The sequence below is a fragment of the Aeromonas tecta genome, from assembly GCF_000820185.1.
GTDB lineage: Bacteria > Pseudomonadota > Gammaproteobacteria > Enterobacterales > Aeromonadaceae > Aeromonas > Aeromonas tecta.
Map to the genome: position 1 here is coordinate 400,702 of NZ_CDCA01000025.1, position 20,467 is coordinate 421,168.

At 62.3% G+C, this 20,467-nt stretch carries 20 protein-coding genes and 1 pseudogene; 18 read left to right on the plus strand and 3 right to left on the minus strand.

All coding sequences use genetic code 11. The annotated features are described in order from the left end of the window. Window positions 1–83 precede the first annotated feature (83 nt). From cmoA to BN1137_RS10985, 7 genes are all read left to right on the plus strand, one after another. The gene (cmoA, locus tag BN1137_RS10955) at window positions 84–827 is read left to right on the plus strand and encodes a carboxy-S-adenosyl-L-methionine synthase CmoA (RefSeq protein WP_050718629.1); all 744 of its coding nucleotides are present in this window, start codon (window positions 84–86) and stop codon (window positions 825–827) included. A 3-nt stretch (window positions 828–830) separates the two neighbouring features. Then, window positions 831–1,808 (plus strand): tRNA 5-methoxyuridine(34)/uridine 5-oxyacetic acid(34) synthase CmoB, encoded by a 978-nt coding sequence (gene cmoB / locus BN1137_RS10960; protein WP_050718630.1) that lies wholly within the window; start codon window positions 831–833, stop codon window positions 1,806–1,808. Window positions 1,809–1,860: 52 nt separating this feature from the next. Beyond that, a complete protein-coding gene (locus tag BN1137_RS10965) occupies window positions 1,861–2,649 on the plus strand; it encodes an ATP-dependent zinc protease family protein (RefSeq protein WP_050718631.1) in 789 nt (262 codons plus the stop codon). 3 nt (window positions 2,650–2,652) lie between these two features. Continuing rightward, window positions 2,653–4,191, plus strand: coding sequence for an inactive transglutaminase family protein (locus BN1137_RS10970; protein ID WP_050718632.1), 1,539 nt, complete (start codon window positions 2,653–2,655; stop codon window positions 4,189–4,191). 3 nt (window positions 4,192–4,194) lie between these two features. Next, on the plus strand, window positions 4,195–5,160 hold the full coding sequence (locus BN1137_RS10975) for an alpha-L-glutamate ligase-like protein (protein ID WP_050718633.1): 966 nt from the start codon (window positions 4,195–4,197) through the stop codon (window positions 5,158–5,160). Between the two features lie 352 nt (window positions 5,161–5,512). Beyond that, window positions 5,513–6,427: a hydrogen peroxide-inducible genes activator gene (locus BN1137_RS10980; protein ID WP_050718634.1), complete on the plus strand. Its 915-nt coding sequence runs from the start codon at window positions 5,513–5,515 to the stop codon at window positions 6,425–6,427. Between the two features lie 114 nt (window positions 6,428–6,541). After that, window positions 6,542–6,988: a C40 family peptidase gene (locus BN1137_RS10985; protein ID WP_050718635.1), complete on the plus strand. Its 447-nt coding sequence runs from the start codon at window positions 6,542–6,544 to the stop codon at window positions 6,986–6,988. A gap of 59 nt (window positions 6,989–7,047) precedes the next feature. Here BN1137_RS10985 and BN1137_RS10990 read toward each other — a convergent pair whose 3' ends face one another. Beyond that, on the minus strand, window positions 7,048–7,341 hold the full coding sequence (locus BN1137_RS10990) for a hypothetical protein (RefSeq protein WP_050718636.1): 294 nt from the start codon (window positions 7,339–7,341) through the stop codon (window positions 7,048–7,050). Between the two features lie 208 nt (window positions 7,342–7,549). On the opposite strand from BN1137_RS10990, the gene BN1137_RS10995 reads away from it, so the two are divergent. The 4 genes and pseudogenes from BN1137_RS10995 to BN1137_RS11010 all read left to right on the plus strand — a co-directional run bounded on the left by BN1137_RS10995 (window position 7,550) and on the right by BN1137_RS11010 (window position 11,318). After that, window positions 7,550–8,983, plus strand: coding sequence for a coniferyl aldehyde dehydrogenase (locus BN1137_RS10995; protein ID WP_050718637.1), 1,434 nt, complete (start codon window positions 7,550–7,552; stop codon window positions 8,981–8,983). Between the two features lie 9 nt (window positions 8,984–8,992). Continuing rightward, window positions 8,993–9,571 (plus strand): TetR/AcrR family transcriptional regulator, encoded by a 579-nt coding sequence (locus BN1137_RS11000; protein ID WP_050718638.1) that lies wholly within the window; start codon window positions 8,993–8,995, stop codon window positions 9,569–9,571. Continuing rightward, window positions 9,561–10,064, plus strand: coding sequence for an SCP2 sterol-binding domain-containing protein (locus BN1137_RS11005; protein WP_050718639.1), 504 nt, complete (start codon window positions 9,561–9,563; stop codon window positions 10,062–10,064). Before BN1137_RS11000 ends, BN1137_RS11005 begins: the two co-directional genes overlap by 11 nt. Window positions 10,065–10,134: 70 nt before the next feature. Continuing rightward, window positions 10,135–11,318: pseudogene (locus BN1137_RS11010) on the plus strand (iron-containing alcohol dehydrogenase). Window positions 11,319–11,408: 90 nt separating this feature from the next. Here BN1137_RS11010 and cysM read toward each other — a convergent pair. Next, window positions 11,409–12,311, minus strand: a complete 903-nt coding sequence (gene cysM, locus BN1137_RS11015) for a cysteine synthase CysM (protein ID WP_050718640.1) — start codon at window positions 12,309–12,311, stop codon at window positions 11,409–11,411. Window positions 12,312–12,489: 178 nt separating this feature from the next. On the opposite strand from cysM, the gene BN1137_RS11020 reads away from it, so the two are divergent. The 7 genes from BN1137_RS11020 (at window position 12,490) to BN1137_RS11050 (ending at window position 19,772) form a co-directional block, all read left to right on the plus strand. Further along, window positions 12,490–12,747: a GNAT family N-acetyltransferase gene (locus BN1137_RS11020; RefSeq protein ID WP_050718641.1), complete on the plus strand. Its 258-nt coding sequence runs from the start codon at window positions 12,490–12,492 to the stop codon at window positions 12,745–12,747. Further along, on the plus strand, window positions 12,737–13,321 hold the full coding sequence (locus BN1137_RS11025; RefSeq protein ID WP_050718642.1) for a nucleotidyltransferase family protein: 585 nt from the start codon (window positions 12,737–12,739) through the stop codon (window positions 13,319–13,321). Before BN1137_RS11020 ends, BN1137_RS11025 begins: the two co-directional genes overlap by 11 nt. 70 nt (window positions 13,322–13,391) lie before the next feature. Further along, complete coding sequence (locus BN1137_RS11030; RefSeq protein WP_050718643.1) at window positions 13,392–15,215, plus strand: SulP family inorganic anion transporter; 1,824 nt, start codon at window positions 13,392–13,394, stop codon at window positions 15,213–15,215. A 127-nt stretch (window positions 15,216–15,342) separates the two neighbouring features. Further along, entirely contained in the window at window positions 15,343–16,689 is a 1,347-nt protein-coding gene (locus BN1137_RS11035; RefSeq protein ID WP_050718644.1) for an MATE family efflux transporter, read from the plus strand. 11 nt (window positions 16,690–16,700) lie between these two features. Further along, window positions 16,701–17,300, plus strand: a complete 600-nt coding sequence (locus tag BN1137_RS11040) for a hypothetical protein (RefSeq protein WP_050718645.1) — start codon at window positions 16,701–16,703, stop codon at window positions 17,298–17,300. Between the two features lie 273 nt (window positions 17,301–17,573). Then, on the plus strand, window positions 17,574–17,789 hold the full coding sequence (locus BN1137_RS11045) for an HP1242/YdcH family protein (protein WP_050718646.1): 216 nt from the start codon (window positions 17,574–17,576) through the stop codon (window positions 17,787–17,789). Between the two features lie 174 nt (window positions 17,790–17,963). Beyond that, complete coding sequence (locus tag BN1137_RS11050; RefSeq protein ID WP_050718671.1) at window positions 17,964–19,772, plus strand: MOSC N-terminal beta barrel domain-containing protein; 1,809 nt, start codon at window positions 17,964–17,966, stop codon at window positions 19,770–19,772. Between the two features lie 78 nt (window positions 19,773–19,850). Here the strand turns inward: BN1137_RS11050 and htpX are convergent. After that, the coding region (gene htpX, locus BN1137_RS21945; RefSeq protein WP_083443424.1) for a protease HtpX at window positions 19,851–20,467 on the minus strand (617 nt) is incomplete at its 5' end.

Sequence of the window (20,467 nt, forward strand, 5' to 3'; positions counted from 1 at the left end):
CGACGCCCCGTCGATGGGGGTCCTGCCAAGATTCAATTGAACAAAACAGTCGGTGTGTACACCGGCTGTCAGGTTGCGCCAGCATGCATACCAAAGACCAGATTTTTGCCGCCCCCATCGCCCGCTTGGGGGATTTCTGCTTTGACGAACAAGTCGTCGATGTCTTCCCCGATATGATCCAGCGATCCGTGCCGGGCTACAGCAACATCATCTCCGCCATCGGCATGATGGCCGCCCGATACGCCCAGCCAGACAGCCGGCTGTACGATCTCGGCTGCTCCCTCGGCGCCGCCACTCAGGCCATGCGCCGTCATGTGGCGCAACCGGGTTGCCGCATCACCGCGGTCGATCTCTCCCATCCCATGATCGAACGCGCCCGTGCCCATCTCTCCGGCTTCAAGTCAGAGGTGCCGGTCGAGCTCATCGAGGCGGACATCTGCGACGTCGCCATCGAGAACGCCTCCGTGGTGGTGCTCAACTTCACCCTGCAATTCGTCGATCCCGAGAAGCGCGCCGCCCTCATCCAGCGCATCTATGATGGGCTGCTACCGGGCGGCATCCTGATCTTAAGCGAAAAGTTCCGCTTCGAGGATGCACAGGTCAATGAGCTGCTCATCGACCTGCACCTGGATTTCAAGCGCGCCAACGGGTACAGCGAGCTGGAGATAAGCCAGAAGCGCAATGCGCTGGAGAACGTGATGCGCACCGACAGCCTGCCGGTGCACCAGGCGCGTCTGCGCGACGCCGGGTTCGTCCATCAGGATCTCTGGTTCCAGTGCTTCAACTTCGGTTCCATGATTGCCATCAAAGCCAGCGACACCAACTAAGCCATGATCGACTTTGCGAATTTTTATCAACTGATTGCCAAGAATCGGCTGAGCCACTGGCTGCATACCCTGCCGGCCCAGTTGCACGCCTGGCAACACGACAACCTGCACGGCGATCTGCCGCGCTGGAACCGCGCCCTCAACAAACTGCCGAGTGTCGCGCCCGGTCATATCGAGCTGAAAAACCGGGTCGAGATAGGCAGCGCCGAGAGCCTCGGCGAGGGTGAGCGCAAGAAGACCGAGAGCCTGCTGCGCCAGTTCATGCCCTGGCGCAAAGGGCCTTTTACCGTGCACGGCATCCACATCGATACCGAGTGGCGATCCGACTGGAAATGGCAGCGCGTTCTGCCGCATATCAGTCCACTAGCAGGACGTTATGTGCTGGATGTTGGCTGTGGTAGCGGTTACCACCTGTGGCGCATGGTCGGCGAAGGCGCGAAACTCGCGGTCGGCATCGATCCCAGCCCGCTGTTCCTGTGTCAGTTCGAGGCCATCCGCCACTTTGCCGGAGGCGATCAGCGCGCCCACCTGCTGCCGCTCGGCATCCAGGAACTGCCTGAGCTGCGGGCCTTTGATACCGTCTTCTCCATGGGGGTGCTCTATCATCGCAAGTCCCCCATCGAGCACATCGAGCAGTTGCGCAACCAGTTGAAAGACGATGGCGAGCTGGTGCTGGAGACGCTAGTGGTCGAGGGTGACGAGCGCGAGGTGCTGGTGCCTACCGACCGTTACGGCAAGATGCGCAACGTCTGGTTCATCCCCTCAAGCGCGGCGCTCAAACTCTGGGTCGAGCGCTGCGGCTTCGTGGACGTGCGGATCGTGGACGAGAATATGACCAGCACCGACGAACAGCGTCGTACCGACTGGATGATTAACGAATCCCTGAGTGACTACCTGGATCCCGCCGATCCGGCACTCACGGTCGAAGGATACCCGGCACCCAAACGTGCCGTACTGATCGCCAGAAAGGCCAAAGACTAGCCGATGGCGGCTGTGGAAGTTACACTGACCCAATTCCAGGAAGCACAGTTAAATGAATGACATGAAAAGCAAATTAAAAGGAATGACCCTGCTCTCCCTGCTCAGTCTCGGCGGGTGTGTCAGTATGGAGAAAGCGCCCCCGGTCCCGACCCTGACGCTGGCCGAACTTCGCAACGAGATCAGTCTCAGCGAACAACGCCTGCAAACATCCATGGAACAGCAACAGAAGCAGTATGTGCAGCAACAGCACCTGCTGGTTCAGCTCAACACCGATGTCAACAACATGAAAGAGTCCGTGAAGAAAGTCGACAGCAAGCTGGCCACCCTGCCGCCAGAACCCCCCAAGCCCTTGGTCATCCCGACCGATAAGTGCCCGGCCCCGAACCAGGGCCACACCGTCGATGGCAAGCTGCTGGTGGGTGAAGCGGAGTGGATCTGGGTTGATGCCGCCAACGACGCCTTCCAGGCACGGGTCGATACCGGCGCCACCACCTCCTCCATCAGCGCCCAGGAGATCACCATCTTCGAGCGCAACGGCAAAAACTGGGTGCGCTTCTTCCTGAGCCACCAGGAGATGGACGACAAGATCCAGATCGAAGCGCCGCTGGTGCGTCACGTGCGCGTGCGCCAGGCCTCTGCCGACGATCTCGACCGCCGTCCCGTGGTGCGCCTGACCGTGCGCATCGGCGACATGACCGAGAAAGCCGAATTTACCCTCAAAGATCGCAGCGACATGACCTTCCCGGTGCTGCTGGGCCGTGAGTTCCTCAAAGACATCGCCGTGGTCGATGTGGCCCGCGAATATATCCAACCAAAACCCAAGCTCAAGGATGTAAAATAATCCATGGTTTCCCGTAAGCCGTTCTATCTGCTGGTCGCCCTGCTGTACATTGTCGGCCTGGGAATGACGTTTTATCACCATGTCGCGCTGGACGTGCCGTTGACGCCAGGCGAGAAACGTCAGATCTGGTCTATCGAAGCCAAGCTGGAATTCGAGGCGACCGGTGAACCTGTCATCGCCTCCCTCGCCATTCCGGGCACCCAGCCCGGTTTCACCCTGATGAACGAGAACGCCGCCAGCCCCGGCTACGGTCTGTCGTTTGTCGAGAAAGACGGGGATGCCCGCGCCGAGTGGTCCATCCGCACCGCCTCCGGTCGCCAGGAGCTCTACTACCGGGTCGACATGATGGCCGATGCCCATGCCAAACCGGCCGCCAATCCCCAGCCGCCTGCCATCGAGAAGCAGATCGAGAGTGAGCCCTACGCCACCGCGATGAAGCAGATCCTGGAGCGGGCGCAGGAGCGCTCCGCCGACGGCTACACCCTGACCCGCGAGATCATCAAAGAGATCGAGAAGCAGGAGCAGAACGCCGAGCTGCTGAAATCCCACAAGAGCCGCGCCAACCTCATCGCCGAGTTGCTCAACAACGCCGACGTGCCGGCCCGGGTGGTGCACTCCCTCAGCCTGGAAGACGGTCGCCGTCGCCAGGAGCTGGTGGACTATCTGCAGGTGTTCAACAGCCCGACCGACTACAAGCTGTTCAACCCCCAGACTGGCGAGCAGGGCCAACCGGCCAACCTGCTGCTGTGGGAATACAACTCCGGCGCCCTGCTTGACGTGACCGGTGGCCACAACTCCCGCGTGACCTTCTCGATGATCGAGCAGGAGCAACCGGTGAACGTGGCGCTGGCGCAGAAGTTCGAAAAATCCGAGATGATGAACTTCTCCATCCACAGCCTGCCGCTGGAAGAGCAAGCCCTGTTCAAGGGTCTGTTGCTGATCCCCATCGGCGTGCTGATGGTGGTGTTCTTGCGGGTGCTGGTCGGTATCAAGACCTCCGGCACCTTCATGCCGGTGCTGATCGCGGTCGCCTTCATCCAGACCTCGCTGATCACCGGTCTGGTGGGCTTCCTGCTGATCGTCGGCACCGGCCTCATCATTCGCTCCTACCTGTCGCGGCTCAACCTGCTATTGGTCGCCCGAATATCGGCGATCATCATCATGGTGATCTCGATGATCGGCATCTTCTCCGCCTTCGCCTTCAAGCTGGGGCTGACCGACGGCATGAAGATCACCTTCTTCCCGATGATCATCCTCTCCTGGACCATAGAGCGGATGTCCATTCTGTGGGAAGAAGAGGGTCCCAAGGAGGTGGTGCGCCAGGGCGGTGGTTCCCTGCTGGTGGCGGTGATCGCCTATCTGGCCATGGACAACGAACTCATTCGTCACCTGACCTTCAACTTCCTCGGCCTGCAGCTGGTGCTGATGGCCACCGTGCTGTTGATGGGTAACTACACCGGCTACAAGCTGAGCGAGCTCAAGCGCTTCAAGCCGCTGGTGGACGAGATGAAGTCCGGCAGTACCCCGGGTAAGGACAAGTAACAGATGTGGTTCTGGGAAAAATACACCAGTCCGTGGAGCCTGTCCCAGGCAGGCATCCTCGGCATGAACAAGCGCAACCACTCCTACATCAGTCGCTACAACCCGCGCAGCCTCTACCCGCTGGTGGATGACAAGCTGCAGACCAAGCGCATCGCGCTGGATGCGGGGGTGACGGTGCCGGAGCTCATCGGCACCATCCGCGAACAGCACGACGTGACCCGTATCACGACGCTGGTCAAGGATTGGCCGGGCTTCTGCATCAAGCCGGCCCGCGGCTCGGGCGGCAAGGGGATCCTGGTGATCCTGCGCCAGGAAGAGGGGCTCTACTACAAACCGAACGGCAGCGCCTCCAACGGTCAGGATCTGGAGCGTCATGTCTCCAACATCCTGGCGGGGCTCTATTCCCTCGGCGGCAAGCCCGACGTGGCGCTGGTGGAAGGCCTCATCAACTTCGATGATGTGTTCGACGGCTACTCGTTTGAAGGGGTGCCCGATGCCCGGGTGATTATCTTCAAGGGCTTCCCGGTGATGGCCATGATGCGACTCTCCACCGCGGCCTCGGATGGCAAGGCAAACCTGCACCAGGGCGCCGTCGGGGTGGGTCTGTGCCTGCGTACCGGCCGCGCGCTACGGGCGGTGCAGTTTGGCAATCCGCTGCGCCACCACCCGGACACCGGCCTCGATCTGTACGATCTCAAGGTGCCCCACTGGGATACCCTGTTGAACCTGGCGGCCTCCTGCTACGAGATGTCGGGCCTTGGCTACATCGGCACCGACATGGTGCTCGACAAGTTCCGCGGCCCCATGCTGCTGGAGCTTAACGCCCGCCCCGGTCTCGCCATCCAGATCGCCAACGGCCGTGGCCTAGTGCCCAACCTCAAGGCCATCGAGAAGCTCGGTCAGGTCAAGATGAACGTGGAGCAGCGGGTCAACTACGCCAAGGATCACTTCGGCATCTTCGACGAGTAGAGATCTCCTCCCAACGACAAAAACGCGCTCATCGGCGCGTTTTTTTATGCCAGTAGCCCCCTGAGAGTCTGGGGTCGAGTACGGGGCCATCGGCGCTGCATAAGCGCGATATAAACACTAGGCCGATCCCCATCACATCCCCTCACAGGGGCGCTTCAACGGCGTAGGAGAAGCGGATAAGCTGCCAGGGCGGCTGCGCCTCTGGGCAAGTAACCCTCGTCTTTTCAGCCGCTTGCGATATGACACTCACACTCTGCCATGTGCGAGGCGCACGCCTAATCTCGGCGACAAACCGGACGCTCGATGGTAGATTAATGAAATCAAATAGATAGCAACGATCGGATGCCCCCTTATGCAACGTTGGCCCAGCCTGAAACAGCTGCAATATCTGGTCGCTCTGGATGAGCACAAGAACTTCAACCGTGCCGCCAAGGCCTGCCATGTCAGCCAGTCCACCCTGAGTACCGGGATCCAGACCCTGGAGGACATGATGAACCTGCAACTGGTGGAGCGGGATCACAAGAGCTTCATCATGACGCCGGTCGGCATGGAGATCGTCGAGCGGGCGCGCCACCTGCTCTCCGATGCCCGCGATCTGATGGAGCTCGGCCAGCAGCAGGGCGGCGTCATGCAGGGCACGGTCCGGCTCGGCTGCATCCCGACCATAGCCCCCTTCCTGCTCAGCAAGCTGCTGCAGGTGTGTGGCAAGGAGTATCCCGATCTGGAGCTGCTGCTACGCGAAGACACCACCACCAACCTGCTCAAGCAGCTGGAGCAGGGTCAGCTCGACTTGCTGATCCTGGCGCTGCCGGTGGAGATCGGCGGTTTTCACAGCAAGATGGTCGGCACCGATCCCTTCCACATGGTGATGCCGTCCCACATGGCGGCAAGCCTGCACATGCCGTTCGATTACAAGGAGTTGCCGAATCAGAGCATCTTCCTGCTGGAGCGGGAACACTGCCTGACCGAGCATGCGGTGAGCGCCTGCCGGCTGCGGGACAAGAGCAAGATCAACCCGTTCGCCGCCACCAGCCTGCATACCCTGGTGCAGATGGTCGGCGCCGGGCTTGGCACCACCTTCCTGCCCCAGATGGCCATCGATGCCGGTATTCTCGACAACACAGATCTGGTGGCCATTCCCCTGCCGGGGGAAAAACCCTATCGCGAGATTGGCCTGGTGTGGCGCCCCAGCACCACCCGGGTGCAGACCTTCTACAAGCTTGCCGAGCTGCTCACCCCGCTGATCGAGCCCAAAACGGCGGGCTAACAGTGGGTTGTTAGTGAATTTTCTGCTAAAAGCAGACAAAAATGTTATCGGTATTCAGGTTCCAGGCAGAAACACTGTCTATGATGAGTCGCGTGCCCTATCAAAGGAGTTCCGATGTTTCGCACGTTACTGCCGCCCTTGCTGGCCCTGTTGTTAGCCGCCTGCTCCAGCACGCCCGAGCCGCCCCCTCCACGTCAGAGCGGGGCCTTTGACGGCTTCTATCAGCAGTGGCGCGGCGTGCCCTATCGCATGGGCGGTGAGGATCGCGCCGGGCTGGACTGCTCCGCCTTCACCCAGCTCGCCTACAGCCAGGTGCTGGGCTACCAGTTGCCCAGAACCACGGAGTCCCAGGCCAACCTCGGCAAACCGGTGGATCGCTATCGCCTGCAATACGGCGATCTGGTCTTCTTCAAGACCGGCTGGCAGCAGTATCACGTCGGCATCTACACCGGGGCGGGGGAGTTTATCCATACCTCCACCAGCAAGGGGGTGATCCGCTCCCGGCTCGACAATGTCTACTGGAACAGCCGCTACTGGCAGGCTCGCCGGCTGACCCAATAGCCAGCACGCCGATAATGAAAAAGGCCCAGACGGGCCTTTTTCATTACGGCAACCATGACTCAATGCTTGCGGTGCCAACGCGGCGACACGGCCCGCTCGCCCCAGGGGGTCACACACGGCAGCAGGGCTCCTTCTATCACGCCTTCATTCCCGGCCAGCGCCTCGGCAATGCGCTGATGCAATACCTGCAACAGGCGCCCTTCATGCTCGGCCAGCGAGTGACCCGCCGCGAAAAATTCACGCTGATGTTGCAGCGCCAGCTTCTGGGCAAACTCGTAGGTGTTGAAGCAATCCGGCATGCGTTCGATCACATCGTCCAGCCGGGCCAGCAGGCTGTTCAGTTCCCAGGTCATAGGCGCTCTCCATATTGTCGATGACCTCAAACTACCCACAATTGGTTATAAATCCAATTCCAGCCCCCAAAACTGTGGCCACCCGCACAGTTCTGAGCTCCCGGCTATTCGCCATGCATCAAGCCACCACCTCCGCGTTTACAACTTTGCAACGAGGCGATAGACTCAGACCGACTAATCAGTCGGCTATTTTTAGAGCGGAGTCTTCATGGAAGCGATACAGCAGCAATTCCCCCAAACCGACAAGTTTGCCCTGCCCGATCAGCTTGCACGCCTCAAGCGAGCCTTCCAGGCTGACCCCATGCCGAGCCTTGGCGAGCGTCGCGCCCAGTTGCAGCGGCTCAAGCAAGCCTTGCTCACTCGCAAGCAGGTCCTGTGCGATGCCCTGGCCCAGGACTATGGCCAGCGCAGCGACTATGACTCCCTGATCGCCGATATACTGCCCTGCGTCATGCAGATCAATTACACCCAAAAGCGCCTCGGCCGCTGGATGAAGCCCCAGCGTCGCCACGCCGGCCTGTTGCTGGCGCCGGCCAGAGTCGAGGTGCATTACCAGCCCCTCGGGGTAGTGGGCATCATGGTGCCCTGGAACTTTCCGGTGATGCTGAGCCTCGGCCCTCTCATCAGCGCCATCGCCGCCGGCAACCGGGCCATGCTCAAGCTATCCGAATTTACCCCCCACACCAATGCCGCGCTGCGGGCCCTGCTGGCCGAGGTATTCGACGAGAGCCAGGTGTGCGTCATCGAGGGGGATGCCCAGATGGCGGCGGCGTTTAGCACCCTGCCCTTCGATCACCTGCTGTTCACCGGCTCGACCGCGGTGGGCAAGCAGGTGATGGCGGCCGCCGCCCCCCAGCTCACCCCGCTTACCCTGGAGCTCGGTGGCAAGAGCCCCTGCCTCATCGCCCCCGACATGCCCCTGGCGCTGGCGGTGGAGCGGATGATCTTCGGCAAGAGCCTCAACGCCGGCCAGATCTGTGTGGCCCCCGACTATGTGCTGCTGCCCCGCGGCCAGGAGCAGGCCTTCATCGAGGCATACCGGCGCCACTTCAACCGCCTCTATCCCAAGGGGGTGGCGAGCCCGGACTACGGCGCCATCATCAACGAACGCCAGTATCAGCGCCTCACCGGCTGGCTGGCAGAAGCCGAGCAGGCGGGCGCCCAGCTGCACCCTTGCGCCTCACCGGCCAGGGATGACAGCACCCGACGGCTGGTGCCCCACCTGCTGACCGAGGTGCCCGAGCATTGTCAGCTGATGCAGCAGGAGATCTTCGGCCCCCTCTTGCCCCTCATCCCCTACGATGACATGGATCAGGCGCTCGCCTACATAGCGGCGCGCCCCCGTCCCCTTGCCCTCTATCTGATGAGCCTGGATCCAACGTTGCAGGCTCGCCTCATCCGGGAGACCCACGCCGGTGGCATGGCCATCAACGAGAGCCTGTTCCAGGTAGCGGCCGATGATGCCCCCTTCGGCGGCATTGGCCCCTCCGGCATGGGTCACTATCACGGCCACGAGGGGTTTCTCACCTTCTCCAAGGCGAAAACCGTACTCAGTCGGGGAAAATTCAGCACCGGCTCCCTAGTCTATCCCCCCTATCGACGCTGGTATCAGCGTCTGATGATGGCCCTGTTCCTGCGCTAGGAGACTCTCATGACTGATAAACGCCGCCAGATCCTGGAAGCCGCCCTCGCCCTGTGCGCCGAAGATGGTCTGCAAGGCGCCGCCACCGCTCGCATCGCCAAGGCCGCCGGGGTGGCCAATGGCACCCTGTTTCACCACTTCCCGAGCAAGGAGCTGCTGATCCAGCAGCTCTATCAGGACGTCAAATTGCGCCTTGGCAGCGCCATCAGCGAGGCAGACCCGGCCCTGCCCCTCAAGGCGCAGGCCCGTCACTACTGGTGCCAGGCCATGGTCTGGATGCTGGCCCATCCCCATGAGCTCAAGTTCGTGCTGGATTTCTTCCACTCCCCCCTGCTGGCTCGCCCCCTGCGCAGCCAGATCTTGAACGACACCTTGCGCTTCCTGCCGCAACTGCTGGCACAGGGCCAGGCCAGCGGCGCGCTGCAACAGGTGCCGCCCGAACTGATGCTGGAGGTGTGCCAGAGTCAGTTCCTGGCCTGCGCCTCCCTGTTTGTCGACCGGCCCGAGCTTGGGCAAGACGCCGACTGGCAAGAGGGGGCCTTCACCCTGTTCTGGTCTGCCATTGCGGGAGCTGCCCATGAAGTTTGATAGCCTTTACGCCCTCGGCCATCGGCTCTGGAACCTCAGCCTACTGTGGGTGCTGGGACGCACCCTGTGCCGCGCCGCTCGGGTCGATGAGGCGGTGCGCCGCGAGCTCGCCCCCCTCGCCGACGGGCTCTGCATCCGGCTGGAGATAGCGGGTTACCGGCAGGGGCTGGTGCTTCACAAACAGGAGGGGCACTGGCGCTGCGGCGCCCCCTCCCAAGCGGTGCCACATCCGCTGCGGGTGCGTTTCAAGCATCCGGCCATCGCCTTTCGAGCCCTGAGCTTTCGGCTCGGCATCAATCAGGCCTTTTGCGAGAACCGCTTATTGGTGGAGGGGGATCTCGCCGTCGCCATGCATCTGGTGCGCGCCATCGAACAGTTGCAGGCCCTGATCCTGCCCGCTGCTATCGCGCGGCCCCTGATGCGCCAATACCCGAGCCCCACCACCAAGCTTGCCCGTGCGGGACGCATCTATCTGGGACTGCTGACGGGTTGAGCGCGCAAGGCGCCGCAACGGCACCTTTTCCATTCCGATTTTTGACTGCTCAATGACAGGGAGTATTACGATGAGCCGATATTATGATTTCTTCTGCCCGGTCAAGCTGATGGCGGGTGAACAGGCGCTGGAGCAGCTGGCTGGCGAATTGATGACGCTGGGAGCCTCGCGCCCGCTGCTGCTCACCGACAAGGGGGTCAGTGCCAGCGGGCTGGCAACCCTGGTGCAGGGCCTGCTGGCCGAGGGCGGCTTGCCCGTGATGGCCTGCTGGGACGAGATCCCGGCGGATTCTTCCACCGCCGTGGTGGAGCAAATCGCCGTTCGTTACCGCAAGCTCGGCTGCGACAGCCTGGTGGCGCTGGGCGGCGGCTCCGTCATCGACACCGCCAAGGCGGTCAACATCCTCGCCACCCTGGGGGAACGAACCTGCTGGATCACGCCGGGGCCGGCAGCCTGACCCGCCCCCTCAATCCGCTGGCGGTGGTGCCCACCACGGCGGGCACCGGCTCGGAAGTGACTTTGGTGGCGGTGATCCGGGATGAGCAGAGCGGGCGCAAGGTGCCCTTCACCTCCCCCTTCCTGCTGCCCCAGCTGGCGGTACTGGATCCGCGCCTCACCCAGGGGCTGCCGCTGCCCATCACAGCCGCCACCGCCATGGATGCCATGACCCATGCCATCGAGGCCTTCATCGGTAATGGCAAGAACCCGGTGAGCGACGCCCTGGCGCTGATGGCGGTGGAGAAGATAGCCAATGCTCTGCCCGAGGTGCTGGAGCAGCCGCAAAACAAGGGATTACGACTGCAACTGGCGGAGGGCTCGACCCTGGCGGGCATGGCGTTCTCCAACTCCATGGTGGGGCTGGTGCATGCCCTTGGCCATAGCCTCGGGGCCCGCTGTCACCTGCCCCACGGCCTGTGCATGAACCTGTTCCTGCCCGTCGTGCTGGACTACAACAGGCCACAGATTGACGACGAGCTGGCCCGGCTGCTGCTGCCGCTGGTAGGCGCCGAGCGTTTCGCGGCGACCCCAGCCCCCTTGCGGCCACAAGCCACTCTGGATGCCATCAATGGCCTTCGCGATGTGCTGTGGGAGGCGGTGCGGCTGCCGCGCACCCTTGCGGAGGCCGGCGTGACCGACAGATCCGTGCTCACCGATATTCGGGATCTCGCCATCAACGACGGCGCCCTGCTCTACAACCGCAAGGATGCCGACAGGAAGCAGCTCATGGCGCTGCTGGAGCAAGTGTGGGAATAACGTGCTGACCATCTAGTCTCGCACAGCACAATATCCCGAACTATGCCGGTCCGACGCCTAGCATGGGCCCCCAGAGGATGGCGTGAGGGATCAGGGGGCTTCGCTGAACACCCCGGTGGAGAGGTAGCGATCCCCCCGATCGCAGATGATGGCGACCACGACCCCTTGGCTTAGCTCGGCGGCCACCCGCAGGGCCCCGGCCACGGCGCCACCCGAGCTGACCCCGCAGCAGACGCCCTCTTCCCGCGCCAGTCGGCGCATCATGGTGAGGGATTCCTCCAGCGTCACGTCCAGCACCCGATCGACCCGCTCTGGCTCGAAGATGGTGGGCTGATAGGCGGCGGGCCAGCGGCGGATCCCGGGGATCTGGCTCCCCTCTGCCGGTTGCAGGCCGACCACCTCGACGGCAGGGTTCTGCTCCTTGAGGTAACGAGAGACGCCCATGATGGTGCCGGTTGTGCCCATGGCCGAGACGAAGTGAGTGATTGCCCCCTCGCTCTGGCGCCAGATCTCGGGACCGGTCGACAGATAGTGGGCATCCGGGTTGGCCGGGTTGTTGAATTGATCGAGCACCAGCCCCTCACCGCGCGCCTGCATGGCAAGGGCCAGATCGCGCGCCCCTTCCATGCCATCGTCCACCAGCACCAGCTCGGCGCCATAGGCCTGCATGGCGTCGCGCCGCTCCTGGCTCATGTTGCTGGGCATGATGAGCCGCATGGGGTAGCCCCTGGCAGCCGCCACCATGGCGAGCGCTATGCCGGTGTTGCCGGAGGTGGCCTCGATCAGCCGCTCTCCTGGGCGCAAGCGACCACTCACCTCCGCCGCCTTGATGAGGTTGAGTGCCGGCCTGTCCTTGACCGAGCCGGCGGGGTTGTTGCCCTCCAGCTTCACCAGCAGGGTCACGCCTGGGTGAGGATTGATGCGCTGCAACCGCAGCAGCGGGGTATTGCCGATCAGGCTGTCCAGGGTGGCGAAGGTCATAATGGGATCCATCCTCTGTTAACTGTTCTATACCTTGGCAAGCGGGTCGCTCGCAGGCTGGCCAGTGTAAGCGAGCGCCATCAACAGGCAAAGGCCACGACTGACAAAGAGCGCTACAGACAAAAAGCCATGTTGGCAAAGACCGGCCAGCATGTTCTGATCACCCTTCCCCATCCTTTGAGGAGCCAACATGGACGACATCATTCATCAGGCCGACCAGCAGCAGTTTATCTGCGTGGTCGACGGCAAGACCTCCCGGCTCAGCTACCGCATGCTCGATCCCGATACCGTCGATGCTTGCAGCACCCTGGTGCCAAGCGAGCTGAGGGGGCGGGGCATTGCCGACAAGCTGGCTCGTCACTTCTATGACTGGAGTCAGGCGCAGGGGCTGGCCATAGTGGCCAGTTGCAGCTACATCGATGTCTGGTTGCGTCGCAATGCAAAGTGACACCCAGATCCTCCAGGATGCGCATCTACAATTGCGAACCGAAGCCTTGCTGCGGGCCGATCCGCTGCGCATGGCCTGCCTGCGGGCGGCGCGTGAGCTGGCCCTGCCCGACTGGGCGCTGGGGGCCGGCTTTGTGCGTAACCTCATCTGGGATCACCTGCACCAGAAAGCAGTCCCTACCCCGCTCAACGATCTGGATCTTGTCTACCTGGATAAAACCGATCCGGATGGGTTGGCGGAAGCCGATCACGAGGCCTGGCTAGCGGCTCGGCTGCCGGATCAGCACTGGGAAGTGCGCAATCAGGCGCGCATGCACCTGCGGCAACAGGTTTCTCCTTTCGGGAGCAGTCTGGAAGCCCTCAGCCACTGGGTGGAGACCCCCACCTGCATCGGGGTCAGGTTGCTACCCAATGACGAATTCGCCTGGCTGGCGCCTTATGGTTTCGGCCACAACTGGTCACTGCGAGTGAGTGCTAACCCGAGATGTCGCCAGGAGAGTCAGGTATTCGTGCAACGCATCCTGACGAAACGCTGGCAACAGATCTGGCCCGACCTTGAAGTGATATGGCCATAACGCCGTTGCAATGCCCCGCCATGCATGGGCAAACTACGAAAAAGCTGTTTATAACTCAATGGGTTAATTAATGCGCGACTTCTTCTCTCTCGAACGCTGGCTGCCGGGCCTCGCCGCCCTGCTGCAATATCAGCGGGCCTGGCTGGTGCCGGACCTTCGCGCTGGCCTGTCGGTGGCCGCGGTAGCATTGCCCGTGGCCATCGCCTATGCCGAACTCGCCGGGGTCGGCGCCATCGTCGGCCTCTACTCCTGCATCCTGCCCATGCTGGTCTATGCCCTGTTTGGCACCTCCCGTCAGCTCATCGTCGGCCCGGATGCCGCCACCTGCGCCGTCATCGCCGCCGTGGTCACCCCGCTCGCCGCCGGGAGCGCCACCTTGCAGTGGCAATTGGTGATGACCATGACCGCCATGACCGGCTTCTGGTGCCTCATCGCCAGCCGCTTCAAGCTGGGGGTGCTGGCAGATTTCCTCTCCCGCCCCATCCTGATGGGACTGCTCAACGGGGTGGCCATCACCATCATGGTGGGCCAGCTCTCCAAGATCTTCGGCTTCACCTTCAGCGAACGTTACCTCATCGAGCGGATCCTCAACGGCACCCACTACATTACCCAGACCCACCTGCCGACTCTGGGGATGAGCCTGACGGCCCTGCTGACCTTGCTGCTATCCAAGCGCTACAAACCGGCCTGGCCCTCCTCCATGGTGGCCATGGTGGTGACGGCGGCGCTGGTGTGGGCACTGGATCTCGCTCGCTTCGACATCGCCACCCTGGGCGCCATTGGCTCTGGCCTGCCTGAATTCCAGATGCCGGAGTTCCCCCCCGGCCTGATGCGCGAACTGGTACTGCCCGCCCTCAACCTCGCCATGGTGAGCTTCGTCTCCATGATGCTGACCGCCCGCAGCTTCGCCGCCAAGAATGGCTACGAGATCGATGCCGACAAGGAGTTCCGGGCGCTCGGGATGGCCAACCTGGCCTCGGCCCTCTCCCAGGGCTTTGCCATCAGCGGCGCAGATTCACGCACCGCGGTCAACGATGCCAACGGCGGCAAGAGCCAGCTGGTTTCCATCATTGCCGCCCTCATCATCGCCCTGGTCACCTTCTACCTGACGGCACCGCTGCAATACATCCCCACCGCCGCCCTCGGCGTGGTGCTGGTGATGGCCTCACTGTCGCTGACCGATTTTCGCGGCCTCTGGGCCCTGCGCCACTCGGACAGATCCGCCTTCTGGCTGGCGCTGGTCACCTTCATCAGCGTGCTGACCATGGGGGTGATCCCGGGGATCACCCTCGCCGTCCTGCTGGGACTGTTCCAGTTCCTGCGCAACGTGATGCGCCCCACCGATCAGCTGCTCGGCATGGATGATGAGGGGGTTGTGCGCACCCTGGGAGACAACGAACAGGCCAAGGCCATTCCCGGTATCCTGGTCTATCGCTTCAACTCGCCGCTCACCTACTTCAACGCCCCCTACTTCAAGCGGCGGGTGCTGGCGCTGCTGGTGCAGGATCCCCGCAGTCCCAAGTGCCTGGTGATCGACGCCGTCGCCTGTTTCACCCATCAGGACATCAGCGTGATGAGCATGGTGGGGGAGCTGCACAAGGAACTTAAACGGCGGGGCATCCACATGGTGATGGCCGGCCGCCATGGCCAGATGACCCACTGGCTGCAGCAGGCCGGGATCCGGGTTGGCGACGAGGGGATTGCCCTCAGCCCCGACATGTATCAGGCACTGCGCATGACCCGTTGCTACCGCGAGCCGGTGTTCAAGGATGACGAGGCGCCAGAGAGCACCACCGATGCCCTGCTCTCACGCTGGCCCCAGGACGAGGCACTGCCTGACTCGGCGCGGCTGACCCTGCCTTCCGAGCAGGAGGCGGGCTCGGCTCCGGCCTGACTCAGCCTGGCTGAGTCTGCCATCCCCAGCCGCTGGCAGGCTCAGCCATTGCACCGCTCAGACTCTTGGTGTTAAATGCCCGTCCAGATGGCACTGACGAGTGCCATCCTCCCTATTTGGATATGCCATGCAGACTCAATCCCACGCAGGCCCGGGCACGCTCTTCGCCCTGACCTGGCCACTGTTCATCGATCTCGCCCTGCACTTTTTGACCGGGGCCCTCAACACCTTCATGGTGGGACACGTCTCCTATCAGGGTGTCGCGGCGCTGGCGGTCGGCAACCAGGTGTTCGATCTCGCCATCACCCTGTTCAGCTTCGTCAGCATAGGTACCAGCGTGGTGATCACCCAGTATCTGGGGGCGGGGAACAAGGAACAAGCGCGGGTAGTCATCCACACCGCCATCGGCTTCAACCTGCTGGTGGGTCTGGTGGCCGCGGTGGGGGTCATGGCCGGCGCCAGCACCATGCTGGCGCTGATGAACCTGCCTGCCCACCTGATGGGTGACGCCACCCTTTACTTGCAAATCATCGGTCTGTGCCTGCTGCCGGAGGCGGCGGCGCTCTGCCTGGCCGCCACCCTGCGTGCCCACGGTCACACCCGTCAGGCCATGTACGTGACCCTGATAGTCAACCTCATCACCTTCGTCGGCAACCTGCTGCTGCTCTACGGCTGGTTCGGCCTGCCGCAACTCGGGGTGGCCGGGGTCGCCATCAGCACGGTAGCGGGTCGCATCGTCGGCGTGGTGCTGTTGGTGTGGCTGGTTACTCGCAAGACGGGCATCAAGTTGCGACTGCCGGAGATAGTGCGTCCGAGCAAGGCCATGCTGGACAAGGTGCTGCACATCGGCCTGCCGGCGGCGGGGGAGAACCTCTCCTGGATGCTGCAGTTCATGGTGGTAACGGCCTTTGTCGGCCTGCTCGGCGACAAGGCGCTGGCGACCCAGTCCTACTTCTTCCAGATCTGCCTGTTCATCTTGCTGTTCGGCCTCTCCATCGGCCTTGGCAACGAGATCATCATCGGCCATCTGGCGGGGGCGCGCCGTTTCGAGCAGGCCTACAACCAGCTGCTCAAGAGTCTCAAGCTCGGGCTCATAGTGACAACCCTGATCGCCATCGCCGCGGCCCTGAACGGCCGCGCCATCATCAGCCTGTTCACCGACGATCCCGACATCATCACCCAGGTGGCCCAGCTGTTTCTCATCAGCCTCATCCTCGAGCCCGGCCGCACCTTCAACCTGGTGGTGATCAACGCCCTGCGTGCCACCGGGGATGCCCGTTTCCCGCTCTACATGGCGCTCGTCTCCATGTGGGGGATTGCCGTTCCCCTCGCCTATTTCCTTGGTATCATGCAAGGTTATGGCCTGGTCGGCATCTGGTTGGCCCTTGCCTGCGATGAGTGGGTACGCGGTCTGGCCATGTTCTGGCGCTGGCGCAGTCGCCGCTGGCAAAACAAAATCCTAGTTGAAACATAAGCGGAATCAGAATGAAGAAAATCGGACTCTTGTTGGCTACTCTGCTGCTCAGCTCGCTGGCCATGGCACAAACTGGCGCCACTGCCACCAAGGCGCCCAAAGCGTCGTCTCCCAAAATCTGGTACGTGGCCCCCATCGTCATCGACGAGACCAGCGAGGCGCAAAAGGCGCTGACCAAGGATTTCATGGCCCAGATGATCAAGACCATCAAGATCAATGAGTACCAGACCGGCAAGGCCCTCGGCAAGACCCAGGATCCCAAGTGGCTGATCCGTACCAAGCTGCTGCCGGTAAGCCAAGAGCCACTGGTAGGCAAGAAACACCCGCAGGGCCTCACCTACGGCAAGGGTACTCCCACCCAGGAGATCGTCGGCGAACTCATCATGAACGGCACCCTGGTGGCCCATGTTGGTCAGGGCTGGCGTGAGCCCATAGTCCCCGGCACCCCGGTGGCCGAGAAGATCACCATCGCCAACTACCAGTACGCCATAGGCAATGAAGCCAAGGCGCCGGATCTGGAAGAGCTGGCGGCGCAGATCGGCTTCGAAGTGGGCAAGGTGATCGCCCGTGACGGCAAGCCGCTGCCCGAGAAGAAAAAGAAAAAAGAGTAAAACGCATCTGCTTTGCAACGAGGGGCCGCTGGCCCCTTTTTGCTTTTCGTGAGTGTCATGATGTGGTCACAAACGTGACGTCCCTCCCGATTCAGCGCACTCCCTCTTACTCATAAATCCCTTATCAGCTTGTGATTCAATCAGTTAAAAAACATCTTCGCGGCGCAGTAAACCATTGCCCCCGAATTTGAGCCCGATCACATTTATCTGCCGACGTTAGGGGTAGTTTGAAGGTCAAGGCACAATCAAACGACAACAAGGAGGCTTCATTACATGTTCCCTGAGTACAGAGATCTCATCTCGAAACTGAAGAGCAGTGATGTCCATTTCCAGCAGAAGTTTGACTTGCACAACGACCTGGATGCGGAGATTAGAAAACTGGAAAAGCATCACGCCAGCGACTACAGCTCCGAGGTGAAGGATCTGAAAAAACAGAAACTTAAACTGAAAGAGGAGATATACGACATCCTCAAACAACATCCACATTAGACGCCTCGACGAATACCCGGATAAGCAACTTATCCCCCAGCCCGGCTCATAGCCGGGCTTTTTATTACGCATCCCCCAGGTGCGTGCCTTCCCGCCCTCTCCCCCATTGAAGGCTTGGTTGGCGCCCCCAAGCCGGTTAACATCTGCCCTCTCGCGATCAACAAGGACCCGGACATGCCAAGGCTCGACAGCATTCATCTCTACCCCATCAAATCGACGGCAGGCATGCCACTCTCTCGCGCCCTAGTGACCGAAGAAGGCCTGCTGGGGGATCGCCGCTACATGGTGGTCAAACCGGACGGCAGCTTCATCACCGCCCGCACCCATCCCCAGTTGCAGCTGGTCGCGGCCTCGCCCATCGAGGGCGGCTTGCTGCTGCGCTATCCGGGCCAGGATCCCCTCAACCTGCAAGAGCATGAATTCAGCCGGGCTCCCCAGGTCACCGGAGTCTGGAGCGACAGCTTCAATGCCCTGCGCACCACGGCCCTGGCCGATGGCTGGCTGAGTCGCGTCGCGGGGGAGCCGGTACGCCTGCTCTGGCTGGGGGAAACCTCGGATCGCTTCAGAACCAAAATTGGCACCAGAGTCAGCTTCGCCGACGGCTACCCGCTGCTGCTCATCAGTCAGGCCTCCCTTGAGGATCTCAACCTCAGATCCGATGCCCTGCATCAGATGAGCCAGTTTCGCACCAACCTGGTGGCAAGCGACACCAGGCCGTTCGAGGAGGATGGCTGGAAGCGGATCCGCATCGGTGAGGTGGAGTTTTTGGTGTCCAAACCCTGTAGCCGCTGCATCATGACCACGGTGGAGCCCGGCAGCGATCGCTTCAACGCCCTCAAGGAGCCGCTCGCCACCCTGACCCGTTATCGCCGTGGCGAAGATGGCGAGGTCTATTTCGGCCAGAATCTGGTGGCCCTGAACGAGGGCTGGATTGAGGCAGGCAGCGAGATAGAGGTGCTGGAGCGCGCCCGTCCGCCGGTCTATCCCAACGGGGCGCCGAAGAAGCGGGAGCTGGTCTGCGTGGCCCGCGAGCCGCTGGCGCGGGAGCTGGAGACCTTCTGGTTCGAGGCCGCCGACGGCGAGCCGCTGCCGGACTATTTGCCTGGCCAGCACCTGCCCATCAGCCTGGACATCAAGGGCGAGCGGCTGCAACGGCGCTACACCCTGAGCTCGACGCCGGATCAGCCGGATCGCTACAGTATCAGCGTCAAGCGACTCGGTGACGGCCGCATCTCCCCCTGGCTGCACAGCCAGCTCAGGGTCGGTGACCGCCTGCTGGCTGCCCCACCCGCCGGTGATTTCCACTTAGGAACCGAGCGAAAATTGCTGTTGCTCTCGGCAGGCTCCGGCATCACTCCCATGCTCGCCATCGCCCGCACCTTGCGGCTGCGCCATGAACTCGACAAGGTGCACTTTATGCACCTGTGCCGCAGCGAGGCCGACATTCCGGCCGCCGCCGAGCTGCATGCCCTCAGCCAAGCGGGGATGCAACTCACCCTGATCCTGAGCCAGCCCGGCCCCCACTGGCAGGGGCTCAGCGGTCGCCTGAGTCAGCAGCATCTCGCCCGGATCCCGGACTTGCTGGCGCGGGAGGTTTTCCTGTGCGGCCCCCACGGCTTTATGAGCGAGGCGGTCGACCAGCTGCGGTCTCTGGGTGTGCCCGCCGAGCACATCAAGCAGGAGAGCTTCGGCGGCGCCATCCTCTCGGTGGCCCGCCCTCACCAGGCGGTGCAGCTGCGCATCGGCGAGCAGAGCTTTGCCGGCAACAATCAGGGCACCATACTGGATCAGGCCCACAAGCAAGGGGTGGAGCTGCCATGGAGCTGCCGCGCCGGTATCTGCGGCAGTTGCAAGCAGACCCTGCTGTCGGGGGAAGTGGATCACCCGGATGCACCGGCCATCACCGCCGCCGAGCGGGTCGAGGGCAAGATCCTCACCTGCTGCGCCGTACCGCTCACCGATCTGGTGATCGGGCCCCGCTAAGAGTGAATGCAAGGGCGATGTCGCCCCCAGAAAGCAAAATGGCTGCCCTCGGGCAGCCATTTTTTATTGCGATGACGCTTAACCGCGCAGGGCGGCGATGCGCTGCTCGATGGGCGGGTGGCTCATGAACAGCTCGCTCATGGAGCGCTTGCCGTTGATGCCAAAGGCCATCATGGCACCTTCCATCTGCGGCTCGGCGCCGCGGGAGAGGCGTTGCAGGGCGGCGATCATCTTGTCACGACCGGCCAGCTTGGCGGCGCCCGCATCGGCGCGAAATTCACGCTGACGGCTGAACCACATGACGATCATGGAGGCCAGCACACCGAAGATCATCTCCAGCACGAACACGGTGATCATGTAGGCAAAACCACCGGAGCTGCTGCTCTCTTCGCTGTTGTTTGAGCTGAAGAAGTTGCTGATGACGCCGGCCACGATACGGGCGAAGAACATCACGAAGGTGTTCACCACCCCCTGGATCAGGGTCAGGGTCACCATGTCGCCGTTGGCCACGTGGCTCACCTCGTGAGCCAGCACGGCTTCCGCCTCGTCGCGGCTCATGCTGTAGAGCAGGCCGGAGGAGACGGCCACCAGCGAGTCATCGCGACGGGCACCGGTGGCAAAGGCGTTCATCTCGGGGGAGTCGTAGATCCCCACTTCCGGCATCTTGATCCCCGCTTCACGGGCCTGACGGGCCA